This window comes from Serratia sp. ASV30 (assembly GCF_016428815.1).
Classification (GTDB): Bacteria; Pseudomonadota; Gammaproteobacteria; order Enterobacterales; family Enterobacteriaceae; genus Chania; species Chania fonticola_C.
The window spans coordinates 1-14,314 of sequence record NZ_JAELTL010000054.1; the positions used below are offsets into that span (position 1 = coordinate 1).

At 55.9% G+C, this 14,314-nt stretch carries 12 protein-coding genes; 8 read left to right on the forward strand and 4 right to left on the reverse strand.

From position 1 onward, the window contains the following. Window positions 1-348 precede the first annotated feature (348 nt). Window positions 349-2,526: an extracellular solute-binding protein gene (locus JHD74_RS20195; RefSeq protein ID WP_199063374.1), complete on the forward strand. Its 2,178-nt coding sequence runs from the start codon at window positions 349-351 to the stop codon at window positions 2,524-2,526. A gap of 60 nt (window positions 2,527-2,586) precedes the next feature. Here the strand turns inward: JHD74_RS20195 and cysS are convergent, their stop codons facing one another. Then, window positions 2,587-3,972: a cysteine--tRNA ligase gene (gene cysS, locus JHD74_RS20200; protein WP_074027792.1), complete on the reverse strand. Its 1,386-nt coding sequence runs from the start codon at window positions 3,970-3,972 to the stop codon at window positions 2,587-2,589. Between the two features lie 285 nt (window positions 3,973-4,257). On the opposite strand from cysS, the gene ppiB reads away from it, so the two are divergent. The 4 genes from ppiB to purK all read left to right on the forward strand — a co-directional run bounded on the left by ppiB (window position 4,258) and on the right by purK (window position 7,205). Beyond that, window positions 4,258-4,752, forward strand: coding sequence for a peptidylprolyl isomerase B (gene ppiB / locus JHD74_RS20205; RefSeq protein WP_024486088.1), 495 nt, complete (start codon window positions 4,258-4,260; stop codon window positions 4,750-4,752). 10 nt (window positions 4,753-4,762) lie between these two features. Beyond that, on the forward strand, window positions 4,763-5,485 hold the full coding sequence (locus JHD74_RS20210) for a UDP-2,3-diacylglucosamine diphosphatase (RefSeq protein ID WP_199063375.1): 723 nt from the start codon (window positions 4,763-4,765) through the stop codon (window positions 5,483-5,485). A gap of 131 nt (window positions 5,486-5,616) precedes the next feature. After that, entirely contained in the window at window positions 5,617-6,141 is a 525-nt protein-coding gene (gene purE, locus JHD74_RS20215; RefSeq protein WP_024486090.1) for a 5-(carboxyamino)imidazole ribonucleotide mutase, read from the forward strand. Next, window positions 6,138-7,205 (forward strand): 5-(carboxyamino)imidazole ribonucleotide synthase, encoded by a 1,068-nt coding sequence (gene purK, locus JHD74_RS20220; protein ID WP_098928368.1) that lies wholly within the window; start codon window positions 6,138-6,140, stop codon window positions 7,203-7,205. The genes purE and purK overlap by 4 nt, the downstream gene beginning before the upstream one ends. Before the next feature lie 339 nt (window positions 7,206-7,544). Here the strand turns inward: purK and ybbP are convergent, their stop codons facing one another. Together ybbP and ybbA are read right to left on the reverse strand one after the other, a co-directional pair. Then, window positions 7,545-9,977: a putative ABC transporter permease subunit YbbP gene (gene ybbP / locus JHD74_RS20225; protein WP_199063376.1), complete on the reverse strand. Its 2,433-nt coding sequence runs from the start codon at window positions 9,975-9,977 to the stop codon at window positions 7,545-7,547. Next, complete coding sequence (gene ybbA / locus JHD74_RS20230) at window positions 9,974-10,660, reverse strand: putative ABC transporter ATP-binding protein YbbA (RefSeq protein WP_074027789.1); 687 nt, start codon at window positions 10,658-10,660, stop codon at window positions 9,974-9,976. Before ybbA ends, ybbP begins: the two co-directional genes overlap by 4 nt. Here ybbA and tesA point away from each other — a divergent pair. The 3 genes from tesA (at window position 10,631) to JHD74_RS20245 (ending at window position 13,011) form a co-directional block, all read left to right on the forward strand. Beyond that, the gene (gene tesA / locus JHD74_RS20235; RefSeq protein WP_161629483.1) at window positions 10,631-11,269 is read left to right on the forward strand and encodes a multifunctional acyl-CoA thioesterase I/protease I/lysophospholipase L1; all 639 of its coding nucleotides are present in this window, start codon (window positions 10,631-10,633) and stop codon (window positions 11,267-11,269) included. The two genes, ybbA and tesA, sit on opposite strands and share 30 nt — an antisense overlap. Window positions 11,270-11,294: 25 nt before the next feature. Beyond that, a complete protein-coding gene (locus JHD74_RS20240; RefSeq protein ID WP_021180073.1) occupies window positions 11,295-12,071 on the forward strand; it encodes an SDR family oxidoreductase in 777 nt (258 codons plus the stop codon). A gap of 85 nt (window positions 12,072-12,156) precedes the next feature. Next, on the forward strand, window positions 12,157-13,011 hold the full coding sequence (locus tag JHD74_RS20245) for a co-chaperone YbbN (protein WP_021805422.1): 855 nt from the start codon (window positions 12,157-12,159) through the stop codon (window positions 13,009-13,011). A gap of 43 nt (window positions 13,012-13,054) precedes the next feature. Here JHD74_RS20245 and JHD74_RS20250 read toward each other — a convergent pair whose 3' ends face one another. Then, entirely contained in the window at window positions 13,055-14,281 is a 1,227-nt protein-coding gene (locus tag JHD74_RS20250) for an MFS transporter (RefSeq protein WP_029711056.1), read from the reverse strand. Between the last annotated feature and the right edge of the window lie 33 nt (window positions 14,282-14,314).

The following is a 14,314-nucleotide window of genomic DNA, read 5'->3' on the forward strand; positions in this document are numbered from 1 at the left end:
GTACATTACTGACCTATTGCTCCTATCTCCTTCGTTAATTTGGTCGACGAAAGTGATTTTGGAACGTGTCAATCATAGTCATGAGGGCAAAAAACGGTTAATACTGCAATGAATATTGGTGATCCGCTTCAAAAATTTAATTTAATATTTATTAAAATCAAACAAATAAAAATAAACATTGGTAACTATTACGTTTTTCATCAATTTTGTGGCACTGGATTAATTAAGGACAAATAACAACCACCTAATGATGGAACGATCCAAATTTTACGCTTGAAGAGAAATCGAGATAGCGAAGCGCCCAAGCCGGTGTTAGCATCAAAACAGGCGGCTCAAAGCGGTGGGAAAATGGCAACTATCAAGGATATAGCGAAGCTGGCGGGGGTATCACACGGCACCGCTTCCAACGTGCTCAACGGGCGCGGCAATGTCAGCGTTGAAAAGATCGAGGCGGTCAAACAGGCTGCCCAGCAAATGGGTTATCAGATCAATGCCCAGGCGCAGTCGCTACGCGCCAGCAAAAGCAGTGGCGTTGCGCTGATCCTGCCCGATATCAACAGCGAGCAGTATCACCAGCTCTACCGTGGGCTTCAGCAATCATTACGATCTTCTTTCCCGGGCGATCTGGATTTGTACGTCACTAACGATCTGCCCTCTGCCGAAAGAGATATCTTGCAGACGCTGGCCGCAAAATCCTACCAAACCATCGTTACGGTCTCCTGCCTTGCCGACAGCGAAAGCTATTATCAGACGCTCCGGCTGCCAGCGGAGCAGATCCTGTTTGTCTATCGCCATCCAGCGCAGGCCAAGGTCACATTCAACCTGAACTTTTGCCAGGCGGGCCAGGCCATTGCCAGCGAGATCGCCCGCGAACAACCCACGCACGTTGGCGTGCTTTGTGAGCCCCTCGCTTATACCAACGGCCAGTGTTTTGTCGAGGCATTGAAAGATACGCTGGCACAGTTAAGCCCATCGACCCAGTTAACGGTCGTTCCGTCACCGGCCAGTGAATGTCACACCGCCGCTTTTGCTTTTTTTGCTGGCCAGCCGCCACAGGTACTTATTGCTCAAGACAGTGAAAAAGCCCGTTGCCTGACGCAGGCGGCCTATCTGGGTAGCGCAGCCCCCTGCCCGCCGATCTGGCAACTCAGCGATAACGAACCCGCCGTGGTAGCCAATCAGTACCACTATCAGATGGATTACGCCCGGCTGGGCCTGGAAATTGCCCGATATATCTGCGGATTGGCAACACTGGCCGATGAGCAGATACTGGATAGCCGTGGCTTTGCTCTGGACGTTCAACCCATGCCCGCCGTTTCTGAGCAGGGTGAAACGCTGAACATGCTGATCTTGCCTACCCCCTCGACCGATGCGCTGAAGAAGCTGTTGCCGCATTTCTATCGCCAGACCGGTATCAAGGTGAATCTCGCGGTTTATCCTTACGATGAAGTGTTTGAGATCCTCTCGAATCTGCATCTGCATCCTTATTACGATTTGCTGCGTATCGATATGGCCTGCCTCCCCTGGTTTGCGGAAAAGGCCCTCACGCCGTTGACAGAGATCGCGCCAGCACTACCAGAACTGCTGGAAAACTTCTCGGCAGAGGTTGGCCATCATTTCAGCCAGATTGACGGCAAAGCCTATGCGTTGCCGTTTGATGCCAGCACCCAGTTGCTGTTCTATCGCCGAGATCTGTTCGAAGACCCCACGGTCAAACGCATGTTCTATGAGAAATCGGGCAAAGAGCTGAAGATCCCGACCAGTTTCGCCGAGTTTGATGACATTACGGCCTTTTTCACGGCGACTCATCAATCCGGCAACCCGCAACGTCCGATAGGTTCATCAACGACTCTCGGGAGTTCCGGGTTAATTGCTACCGAATATCTACTGCGCTATTACGCGTTAGGTGGGCGGCTAGTGCACCAAGACAAACCGGTGCAACTGGAGGCAACCTTGGCCATCGAAGCGTTGCGGCAATATCAGCAACAGCTTACCGTCACCACCAATCTCAACAGTGAATGGTGGAATGCTGCGGTGGCCCAGTTTGAGCAAGGCCAGTTGGCGATGCTGATCATGTATATGAATCTGTTCAACGACGTCGCCCACAGCCCTCTATCACCGGCGATTGGTTACGCGCCAGTTCCTGGCAACATGCCGCAGATGGGCGGTGGCTCGTTAGGCATGTCTCGTTTCAGTAATAAGAAGGCGCAGGTAGAGCAGTTCTTCCGTTGGCTGTATTCGGCTGAAATTACCGAGCATCTGGTGCTCTTGGGCGGTAACAGCGCCCACCGCAGCATCTATCAGAACCAACGCATTCTGCATCTCTATCCGTGGTTTAACCTGTTGCGAGATAATCCTAGTATCGGCATTCGTGAATCTCGGGGTTTACAGGGCGAGTTGTTTAACCTGCGCCATGCGGAGATCATTATCGGCCAGGGCGTGACCAACGTCGTGAACAAGATAATGGATCCGCAGCAAGCTATTGATTACATCAACCAGCGCCTGCTCAGCGAAGCCCATGCTTAAGGCATAAAAAAACCGGGAAGCCACAGCAACCCGGTTTTATTAACTTAATAAGTTCTTAGTTTACTTACGACGCCAGCTAGTCCCTTGCGGGCCATCTTCCAGCACGATATTCATCTCGTTCAACCGATCGCGAGCGGCATCTGCCAGCGCCCAGTCTTTGGCGGCACGTGCGTCGTTACGCTGTTTGATCAACGCTTCAATCTCTGCCACTTCCGAGTCGTCCGCTTGCGCACCACCTTGCAGGAACTGTTCTGGCTCCTGTTGCAGCAGGCCCAATACCTTGGCCAGTTTACGCAGCTCTGCCGCCAACCCATTCGCCGCCGCTATGTCTTCGCTCTTCAGACGGTTTACTTCACGCGCTAAATCGAACAACGCGGAATAGGCTTCTGGGGTGTTGAAGTCGTCGTCCATAGCTTCACGGAAGCGCGCTTCAAACACTTCACCGCCAGCAGGTTGCGCATTGGCATCGGTGCCACGCAGTGCGGTGTACAAACGTTCCAGCGAGGCGCGCGCCTGCTTGAGGTTATCTTCGCTGTAGTTCAGTTGGCTACGGTAGTGGCCAGACATCAGGAAGTAACGCACGGTTTCGGCGTCGTAGTAGCCCAGCACGTCGCGGATGGTAAAGAAGTTGTTCAATGACTTGGACATCTTCTCTCTGTCGATCATCACCATCCCGGAGTGCATCCAGTAGTTGACGTACGGACCATCATGCGCACAGCTGGATTGGGCAATCTCGTTCTCGTGGTGCGGGAACATCAGATCTGAACCACCGCCGTGAATGTCAAAATGGGTGCCTAGCTGTTTGCAGTTCATGGCCGAGCATTCGATATGCCAGCCTGGGCGGCCTGGGCCCCACGGCGATTCCCAGCTTGGTTCGCCCGGCTTGGACATCTTCCACAGCACGAAATCCATCGGGTTGCGTTTCACGTCGTCGATTTCCACACGTGCACCGGCTTGCAACTGCTCCAGATCCTGGCGGGACAGCAGGCCGTATTGCGGATCGCTATCGATGGAGAACATCACGTCGCCGTTGCTGGCCACATAGGCATGATCGCGCGCCAACAGGCGTTGGGTGATCTCGATGATTTCTTCGATATGGTGGGTGGCACGCGGCTCTTGATCCGGGCGTTCGATCAGTAGCGAATCGAAATCGGCGTGCATCTCTGCCAGCATACGCGTGGTCAGTTGATCGCAGGTTTCGCCGTTTTCTGCCGCGCGGCGGATGATTTTATCATCCACGTCGGTCACGTTACGCACGTAGTTCAGCGAATAGCCGAGGTAACGCAGGTAGCGCGCTACCACGTCAAAAGCAACAAAGGTACGCCCGTGGCCGATATGACACAGGTCATAAATGGTTACCCCGCACACGTACATACCGACTTTACCGGCATGAATGGGCTTAAATTCCTCTTTTTGACGACTCAGGGTATTAAATATCTTTAGCATCAGGGCTGTCCGTGGTGTGCGTGATAACAAACATATCCGCATATTGAAACCCGAAGGCTGCTCTATTGCAAGGTCAAGCCCAAGGATTGCTGAATTGATCGGCAGAAAATTGCGTGAGATCGGAATTAACCCAATCCAGACTAAGATAACAACACGTGTATTTCTGCCCGGAACTGCCACCCTAGCCACTGCTGACTGATTAATTGAGATATGTTATAAAGTCGGTCTGATTGCTCACACGCCTTCCTATGTGACAGCTCATTTCATCTTGCTAGGACTAAAACTATGGTTACTTTCCACACCAATCACGGCGATATCGTTATCAAGACCTTTGCTGACAAGGCACCGGTTACCGTTGAAAACTTCCTGAACTACTGCCGTGAAGGCTTCTACAACAACACCATCTTCCACCGTGTCATCAACGGCTTTATGGTTCAGGGCGGTGGTTTTGAACCTGGTATGCATCAGAAAGACACCAAAGCAACCATCAAGAACGAAGCTAACAACGGCCTGAAAAACACCCGTGGCACCCTGGCAATGGCTCGTACCAACGATCCACACTCTGCCACCGCCCAGTTCTTCATCAACGTGGTGGATAACGACTTCCTGAACTTCCGTGCTGAAAACTCCCAGGGTTGGGGTTACTGCGTATTTGCCGAAGTGGCAGAAGGTATGGACGTGGTCGAGAAGATCAAAGCGGTAAAAACTGGCCGCAGCGGCATGCACCAGGATGTACCGGTTGAAGATGTCGTGATCACCAGCGTTACCGTCAGCGAGTAATCGCGGCTGCATGAGCACGCTGTTCATCGCAGACCTGCATCTATGCGCACAGGAACCGGCAATTACTGCCGGTTTTCTGCGTTTTTTGCAGCGAGAAGCCGTTCACGCCGACGCATTATACATTCTGGGCGATCTGTTCGAAGCCTGGATTGGTGATGATGACCCCGAGCCGTTGCATAGCGAAATTGCCGGCGCACTCAAGACGTTGCACCAGGCTGGAGTCCCCTGTTACTTCATTCACGGCAACCGCGATTTCCTGTTGGGTAAGCGCTTTGCCAAGCAGAGCGGTATGATCCTGCTACCTGAAGAGCAGGTCGTTGAGCTGTATGGCCGCAAGATCCTGATCCTGCATGGCGATACCCTATGCACCGACGATCAGGCCTATCAAGAATTCCGCAAGAAAGTTCATAACACCTGGATCCAACGTGCTTTTCTCGCGCTCCCTCTGCGCTGGCGCTTGAAGATCGCCGCTAAAATGCGTGCGCGCAGCCAACAAAGCAACCAATACAAATCCACCGCGATTATGGACGTCAACCCGCAGGCCGTTGAGCAGGCCATGTTGCGCCACAACGTCCACTGGATGATCCACGGCCACACCCATCGCCCGGCAATCCATCCGCTGGCATTACCAAACGGAGAAGCCCATCGCGCGGTGTTGGGAGCCTGGCATACACAAGGCTCAATGATTAAAGTCACGGCAGATGCCGTCGAACTGATCGAGTTCCCCTTCTAGGCCGTTTTCACGCTTTTGATGGCAAAAACCGTCGACGCAACCGTTTTCCTCGCCCTGTACCCATGGTATGCTCTACGCCCTCATACGGCCTGCCAGCCGACGTTTGTCCACATCACAGGAGCCATGCACTCATGGGAGCCACCGCTACTTCAGCCGCCAACGCTGGGGTTAAAATCGCAATCGTAATGGGTTCAAAAAGTGACTGGGCCACAATGCAGTCCGCGGCCGAAGTTCTGACCACGCTGGATGTCCCGTTCCATGTCGAAGTTGTCTCCGCCCACCGCACGCCGGATAAGCTGTTCAGCTTTGCCGAACATGCCAAGGCCATGGGTTTTGACGTGATCATCGCCGGTGCCGGTGGTGCTGCGCATCTGCCAGGCATGTTGGCGGCCAAAACGCTGGTTCCGGTGCTGGGTGTGCCGGTACAAAGCGCCGCATTGAGCGGTGTCGATAGCCTGTATTCCATTGTGCAAATGCCACGTGGCATTCCGGTGGGTACGCTCGCCATCGGCAAAGCCGGTGCGGCCAACGCCGGGTTGCTGGCAGCACAAATTCTGGCGCTGCACGATGCCGGGCTGGCACAGCGGTTGGCGCAGTGGCGTCAGGCGCAGACCGACGAGGTGCTGAACCACCCGGACCCACGGGAGGACGCATGAAGCCGGTTTGCGTACTGGGTAACGGCCAGTTAGGACGTATGCTGCGTCAGGCCGGTGAACCACTGGGAATTGCGGTTTATCCCGTCGGCCTGGATGCCGAGCCGGAAGCGGTGCCCTATCAAAATGCGGTGATCACCGCAGAGATCGAACGCTGGCCAGAAACCGCCCTGACCCGCGAATTGGCGACGCACAATAACTTCGTCAACCGCGATATCTTCCCGCGTTTGGCCGATCGCCTGACACAGAAACAACTGCTCGATCAACTTCATCTTGCCACCGCCCCTTGGCAATTGCTGGCAAATGCTGGCGAATGGCCGCAGGTGTTTGCCACCTTGGGTGAGTTGGCGATCGTTAAACGCCGCGTGGGTGGTTATGACGGCCGTGGCCAGTGGCGTTTGCGCCCGGGCCAAGAGGCGGAGTTACCGGCGGATAACTATGGCGAATGCATCGTTGAGCAGGGGATTAATTTCTCTGGCGAAGTGTCGTTGGTGGGCGCTCGTGGTCACGATGGCCAGTCGGTATTCTATCCGCTGACTCACAACCTGCACGAAGAAGGCATTCTGCGTACTAGCGTAGCGCTGCCACAGCCCAATCCGGCGTTGCAGCAGCAGGCCGAGCAGATGTTGGCTGCGATCCTCGATGAGTTGAACTACGTAGGCGTGATGGCGATGGAGTGCTTTATCGTCGGCGACAGCCTGCTGATCAACGAGTTGGCTCCGCGTGTCCACAACAGTGGCCACTGGACGCAGAACGGCGCTTCCATCAGCCAGTTTGAGCTGCATTTGCGTGCCATCCTGGGGCTGCCGCTGCCTAAGCCGGTGGTGAATACGCCTTCGGTGATGGTCAACCTGATCGGCACGGCGGTGAATCAGCAATGGCTGGGCCTGCCGCTGGTGCATTTGCACTGGTATGAGAAAGAGGTGCGTGAGGGGCGTAAAGTGGGTCACCTGAATCTCAACGATCCCGACGCAGCTTCTTTGCAACAGGCGTTGCAGGCATTAGCGCCGCTGCTGCCAGCCGAGTACCAAAGTGGCTTAGCCTGGGCGCAGCAAAAGCTGGGGTGATCTTGTGGGGTGATAGGCATTTAATCTCGGTGTATTCCCCTCACCCTAACCCTCTCCCAAAGGGAGAGGGGACTTACCGTGCCACAAATTAACTACGGTATTCATCCTTTACATCAATCCGTTAAAGACTAACGCCTTCACCTGATAGCAACCCCGTACGGCTCCCAAAGAGGACTTACCGTGTCACAAATTAACCATGGTATTCATCCTTTACATCAATCCGTTAAAGACTAACGCCTTCACCTGATAGCAACCCCGTACGGCCCCCTCTCCCTGTGGGAGAGGGTTGGGGTGAGGGGTAATTAACCTTGCTCTACCACCGCTACAGCCAGTAAAAAATTAACCTTCATAGCTGCGGAACAGCGCCCTGCCGCGCAGCAGGCGTACACCAAGCCAGCCACCACACAGCGAGAGCAGCAAGGCACTCAGCAACGGTAACGCCCACCACAGCACCGGCGTAGGTGCCCACGGGAAGTCGAACACCTTGGTTTGCAACAGCCACAGTGCCGCTTCTGCCCCCACCGCCGCCGCGATGCCGGCCACCAGCCCCAGCAACGCAAACTCGCACCACAGCGTACCGCGCAACAGGCGTTTGCCGGCGCCTAGCGTGCGGTAAACCACCAGTTCCTGCCTACGCTGCCGCATCCCTACCTGTACCTGTGCCAGTAACAGCAGACCGCCGCAGATCACCACCAGCACCACCATCACCTCCAGCGCCCTGCTCACCTGCTGCAACACGCCGCCGACCTGCTTGAGGATCGAACCGATATCCAGCAGGCTCAGCGTTGGGAACTGGCGGTTAAGCTGGGTTAGCACCTTGCCGTCGCCGTCATAGCGGAAGCTGGTCAGCCAGGTTTGTGGCTGGCCGTCCAATGCACCCGGCGGGAAGATAAAGTAAAAGTTCGGCTTCAGACTTTCCCAATCTACCTGCCGCAGGCTGGTGACTTTGGCGCTGAACGATTGGGTATCGCCGCTGAACGTCAAGGTATCACCCAGTTGGATCTTGAGCCTGCCGGCGATCCCTTCATCCATTGAGACCTCGCCGGTTTTCGGCGGCCAGGTACCTGCCGTCAGCGGGTTATGATCCGGCAGCTCGCTTTGCCAGGTCAGATTCAGCTCACGGTTCACCGCCTCGCCACCGGGATCGTCTTCATGCACCCGCTCCGTCGCCACCTGCTGGTTAATTTCCGACAGGCGCACACGTACGATGGGATAGAAGGTTTCCTCATGCAGTTGATGCTGTTGCAAGAAGGCTTTCACCTGAGGAACCTGTGCCGTGGTCATATTCAGCAGGAAATAGTTCGGGCTGTCTGGCGGTAACTGCTGTTGCCAACGATCGAGCAGATCGCCACGCAAGACCAGCAACAGAGCCAACAACATAAACGACAGCGAGAATGCCGCTAGCTGGCTGATCGTCACCCAAGGCTGATGCAACAGGCGATTCACCGCCAACCGCAGCGCCAGATTTTTCAGCGTGATGCGCCGCAGCAGCAACAGGCTGCCCCAGCCAATTCCCCCTAGCAGCAAGGCCAGCACCACCATACCGGCCAGAATGGCCCACAGTAGCGTACTTGCCCCCATCAATACCGTCAGTAGCCCGACCACAATCACCGCAGTGGCTGGCAGGAAGTAACGCAGCGGCCAGACGTTGGCTACCACATCCCGGCGCAGTACGCGCAGCGGCTGAGTCGCCAGCAGTTGCCGGTACGGGCGCAGCCCAACCAGCAGCGAAATCATGACCAGAGCCCCCATCGCCCAAAGCCACGGCCAGCCCCCGGCGGCGGGGAGTTCCCCCGGCAACACTGGTGCCAGCAAGCGGATCAGCACCGCTTCAAACCCGAGACCAATCACGCTACCGCATATTCCCGCCAGCAATAACACCGCCAGCCACTGGCCAATAATCAGCTTACTGAGCGCCTTTCTGCCAGCGCCCAGGGTTTTCAGCACCGCGATCAGATCATAACGGCTGCGGCAATAGTGGCTCATCGCCACCGCTACGGCGGCGATCGACAGCAGCAAGGTCAGCAGCGCCGAAAGCAGCAGGAACTGTTGGGAACGCTGTAGCGATTTGCCCAGTGCGCTGCCGGACTCCTCTAACCCATACCAGCGCTGATCGGGTTTGAGCTGCGGTTTGAGGCGTTCTTCATAACGTTGAATATCGGTTGGCGCACCGGCAAACATATAACGGTAGGTCAGGCGACTGCCCGGCTGTACCGCTCCGGTTTTATCCACATCTGCCAGGTTGATGATAATGCCAGGCGCAGTCTGGAACGGATTGAAGCCAGAATCCGGCTCCTGCACGATTTCACCGGCGATGCGTAACGTGGTATCCCCCACCTCCAGATTATCGCCGACCTTGATATCCAATAATGCCAACAGGCGCGGAGCCACCAACACGCTGCCCGGCACAGGTTTGAGATTGGCTGGCAGGGTTTCCAACTGCCCATACAGCGGGTAGGCCGCATCGGTAGCCTTGACGTTGGCCAGTAGTGGACGATCCCCGGCGTAGGTCATGGTGGTAAAAGAGAGCTGGCGGCTGACTTTCAGCCCCTGTTGTTGGGCATCGAGCAGCCAGCCTTCCGGCACCGGGCGCGCGGTACGCAATACCCGATCCCCGGCGATAAAGTCGCGGCTTTGCTGGCTCAGGCCTTTGTCCATGCGATCGCTGATGCTCCCCAGTGCCAACACGCAGGCGACCGACAGCGTCAGCGCCAGCCAGACGATCAGCAGCGAAGGCGAACGCCATTCACGCCAGAACCAACGCCAAATCATGCTTCCTCCCACAGCTTGCCTTCACGCAAGCGCAGCCGCCGCTGACAGCGTGCCGCCAGCGTCTCGTCATGGGTAACCAGGATCAGTGTGGTGGCGAAATCGCGGTTGAGGGAGAACAGCAGATCGGCAATGCGCTCACCGGTCTGGCGATCGAGGTTGCCGGTGGGTTCATCGGCGAACAGCACCCGTGGACGGCCACTGAACGCCCGTGCCAGCGCCACACGCTGTTGCTCCCCACCGGAAAGCTGTGCTGGCAAGTGGCTAAGACGCTTGCCTAACCCCAGTTGTTCCAGCAGTTGCACCGCTTGGTCCCGGCTTTGACGATCGTTTTCACCACGCAGCAGTGCGGGGAGTTGTACGTTTTCCAACGCGTTCAAGGTGGGGACCAGCATGAACGACTGGAACACAAAACCGACGTTTTTTGCCCGCAGCGCAGCGCGCCCTTCTTCATCCAGTGCGGTAAGCGATTCCCCCAGCAGGCTAACTTCTCCTTCGCTACCGTCGTCCAGCCCTGCAAGGATGCCCAACAAGGTCGATTTCCCCGAACCAGACTCGCCGATCAGCGCAATTGTCTGTGCGGGTTTGACAACCAGCTCGACTCCGGTAAGGATGGTAAGCTGATGCTCACCCTGACCAACGTGTTTACTAAGATGATGAACTTCAAGAACGTTTTCCGCTGGCATCTTCCCTTCCTTTTGCTGTTGGGATTATTCAGTTTACGTGCTGTCGCGGCCGATACCTTATTGATTTTAGGCGACAGTTTAAGTGCTGGCTATCGGTTGCCGGTAGCGCAAGCCTGGGCCACTCGCCTGGCCGATGAATGGCAGAAACAACCTGGCCACCCGACCGTGGTCAATGCCAGTATCAGCGGTGACACCGCCGCTCAGGGGCTGGCACGCTTGCCCGAGCTGTTGAAACAACATCAACCCCGCTGGGTGCTGATCGAACTGGGTGCCAACGATGGTCTGCGCGGCTTCCCGGCTGCGGATATTGAGCGCGATCTCAACCAGATTATTACGCTGGTTTTGCAGGCGGGGGCCAAACCGTTGCTGATGCAAATTCATATTCCGCCAAACTATGGCCGCCGCTACACCGAGGCCTTCGGTGAGATCTATCCGGCGTTGGCCAAGCAGTTCAACATTCCGCTGCTGCCGTTTTACATGGAACAGGTGGTGATCAAACCGGAATGGATGCAGGATGACGGTTTGCACCCCAATCAGGATGCCCAGCCGTTTATCGCCACCTGGATGGCGCAACAGCTGGAACCACTAGTTAAACATGAGTCTAACTGAATAGGGTTAGCTACTAGGTAAAGTTATGCAAAAAGCGGTATTGATAACCGGCTGTTCCAGCGGGATAGGATTGATTGCAGCGCAAGATCTGCGTAACCGTGGCTATCGCGTGCTGGCCGCCTGCCGTAAGCCGGAAGACGTGGAAAACATGCGCCAGCTTGGGCTGGAAGGCATTGAGCTGGATCTGGACGATAGCGCCAGCGTAGAACGCGCCGCCGCACAGGTGATCGAGCTGACCAACGGGCGGCTGTACGGTCTGTTCAACAATGCCGGTTTCGGCGTTTACGGCCCACTCAGCTCGGTTTCACGCCAACAGCTGGAACGGCAATTCTCCGCCAACCTGTTTGGCACCCACCAGCTCACCCAGTTGCTGCTGCCAGCCATGCTGCCGCACGGTGAAGGGCGCATTATTCAGACCAGTTCAGTGATGGGGTTAATCTCCAGCGCCGGGCGTGGGGCCTATGCCGCCAGTAAATTTGCGCTGGAAGCCTGGTCGGACGCGTTGCGTATGGAACTGCACGGCAGCGGCATTCAGGTCAGTCTGATCGAACCAGGCCCGCTGACGACCCATTTCACCCAGAACGTCAATCAGGCGCAGAGCGATAAACCGGTGCACAACCCGAGTATTGCCAAGCGTTTGACGCTGCCCGCCGAAGCGGTGTTACCGAAGCTGCGCCATGCGCTGGAAAGCCCCAAAGCCAAGCTGCGCTACCCGGTCACCCTGCTGGCGCATACCATGAGCATCCTGCGCCGCCTGTTGCCAGGCCGCGCGCTGGACTGGTTATTGCGCAGTAATGGTTAAGCAAACGGGGGCTAAGGGTTGAAGCGCGCCGCTTTGCCCCCATCTAGAATAGATTGGCTCCGCAAGATCAGATTAGAGAGAAACCATGCTAGCTCAAGCCGTTGTTGATATTAACGAAACTAACCTGCACCAAACGCTGGAACAGTCCATGTCCCAGCCGGTGCTGTTCTACTTCTGGTCGGATCGCAGCCAGCACTGTCTGCAACTCACCCCGATACTGGATAAACTGGCGGCGGAATACGCAGGTCAGTTCGTTCTGGCGAAGGTGGATTGCGATGCCGAGCAGGCGATCGCCGCCCAGTTTGGCCTGCGTTCCCTGCCAACCGTTTATCTGTTCAAGGATGGTCAGCCGGTTGATGGTTTCCAAGGGCCGCAGCCGGAAGAAATGATCCGCGAATTCCTGCAGCGTTTCCTGCCAAAAGCCGAAGACCTCAAGCTGGCAGAAGCCACCGAACTGTTGCAGGAAGACCGTGCTGCAGAGGCTCTGCCTTTGCTGAAAGACGCCTGGAGCCTCAGCAATCAGCGCAGCGATATCGGCCTGACGCTGGCGGAAACCCAGATCGCCCTGAACAAGACGGATGATGCCGAAGCGGTGCTGGCGACCATTCCATTGCAGGATCGCGATACCCGTTACCTCGGCCTGGTCGCGCAGATTGAGCTGATGAAGCAGGCCGCCGATACGCCGGAAATTCAGCAGTTGCAGCAGCAGGTTCAGCAACAGCCGGAAAACGTCGAACTTGCCGTGCAGCTAGCCTTGCAACTGCATCAGGTTGGCCGTAACGAAGAGGCGCTGGAATTGCTGATGGGTCATCTGAAAAAGGATTTGGCGGCGGCTAACGGTAGCGCCCGCAAGACCTTGATGGATATTCTGGCCGCACTGGGGACTGGCGATGCGCTGGCCGCCAAGTATCGCCGCCAGCTGTATTCACTGCTGTATTAATCGTACATGGGCGCAGCCGCACGGTTGCGCCCTGCATCAAACATCAAGCCTCCTGCGCCGGTTTCCCCTCTTTGACGAACAACATGGCGATAAAACCCACCACCGTGATCATCGCGGCAAAATAGAAGCCCGCATTCAACGTTCCCGTGCTGTCGGCAATGAAGCCAGTCACGTAAGGCGCAAAGATCGACGCCGCCATACCAAAGAAGTTATACAGCCCGAAAGCGGTACTGAGCGCGGCACGCGGTGCGTTGTCTGCTACCAGGGCGATCAGTACCGGGTTGAGGCTGATTTTGCCGATAAACCCATACAGCACCAATACGCCAATCAACGCCGCTTCACTGGTGGAATAAACGATGCCGAAGATCGCCAGCAGTGAGAAAGGCAGCATAAACAGCACCACCGGTTTTCTGCGGCCCAGCTTGTCGGAGATATAGCTGCAAATCAGCGTCCCGAGCACCGAGATCCAGGGTACGATAGAGGCGATACTGGCTGCGTGCACAATATCCATGCCGCGTTCTTTTTGCAGATAATACGGCAGCCAGGTAATGATCACGAAGAAGCCATAGATCGAGCAAAAGATGGTGATGTAGGCCATCAGCAGGTTACGGTTTTTAAACAGATCCAGGAAACTGAATTCGCTCTTTGCTGCCGCCGCTACTGGAGCATCGCTGGCACTTTGCGGCGCTTTTTCCCGAATGAAAAACAGCATCAGCAGCGCCACAATCAATACCGGGACCGCCATCGCCAGGAACGGCATCTTCCACGAAGTATGAAAGTGTTCGATCATAAAGCTGGAAAGGTAATACCCCAGCGCGATACCGAACGACATCCCGCTGCCGATCACCGCACTGCCCAAGGTGATCCATTTCTTGGGGATGGCCTCGGATGAAAGCGCATACTGCGGGCCATAATAGACGCCTTGCGAAGCACCGGTCAGCATCCACAGCACGATGAAAATCAGAAAGTTGGATGAGATACTGACGGCAGCGATAAACAGCGCAAACAGCATAAAGCCGCTGACCAGAATGCGTTTTCTCCCCAAGCGGTCACCCAATAGCCCCGCAGGCACCTGTAAAATGGTGTAGGTCAGAAAGAACAGGCTGCTGATTAAGCCCAGATGGCTTTTTGACAGCCCGAACTCGGTTTGGATCTGCGGCATAATGGGGCTAAGTACTGAACGCCCGGCATAGATAACGACCCAGCCGAGGAAGAAGATCACTACGGTTTTAATCCAATAGGGCATTCGCTCTGTTTTTATAGTTTGCATATTCATTTTCCCTTGGTTTATGGGCCGCTCGGC

Coding starts and splice junctions, on each gene's coding strand:
- ybbA (WP_074027789.1), bottom strand. CDS start 10,660: ATGCCAGCGGAAAACGTTCTTGAAGTTCATCATCTTAGTAAACACGTT.
- JHD74_RS20240 (WP_021180073.1), top strand. CDS start 11,295: ATGCAAAAAGCGGTATTGATAACCGGCTGTTCCAGCGGGATAGGATTG.
- ybbP (WP_199063376.1), bottom strand. CDS start 9,977: ATGATTTGGCGTTGGTTCTGGCGTGAATGGCGTTCGCCTTCGCTGCTG.
- JHD74_RS20195 (WP_199063374.1), top strand. CDS start 349: ATGGCAACTATCAAGGATATAGCGAAGCTGGCGGGGGTATCACACGGC.
- JHD74_RS20245 (WP_021805422.1), top strand. CDS start 12,157: ATGCTAGCTCAAGCCGTTGTTGATATTAACGAAACTAACCTGCACCAA.
- purK (WP_098928368.1), top strand. CDS start 6,138: ATGAAGCCGGTTTGCGTACTGGGTAACGGCCAGTTAGGACGTATGCTG.
- JHD74_RS20250 (WP_029711056.1), bottom strand. CDS start 14,281: ATGCAAACTATAAAAACAGAGCGAATGCCCTATTGGATTAAAACCGTA.
- purE (WP_024486090.1), top strand. CDS start 5,617: ATGGGAGCCACCGCTACTTCAGCCGCCAACGCTGGGGTTAAAATCGCA.
- cysS (WP_074027792.1), bottom strand. CDS start 3,972: ATGCTAAAGATATTTAATACCCTGAGTCGTCAAAAAGAGGAATTTAAG.
- ppiB (WP_024486088.1), top strand. CDS start 4,258: ATGGTTACTTTCCACACCAATCACGGCGATATCGTTATCAAGACCTTT.
- JHD74_RS20210 (WP_199063375.1), top strand. CDS start 4,763: ATGAGCACGCTGTTCATCGCAGACCTGCATCTATGCGCACAGGAACCG.
- tesA (WP_161629483.1), top strand. CDS start 10,631: ATGAACTTCAAGAACGTTTTCCGCTGGCATCTTCCCTTCCTTTTGCTG.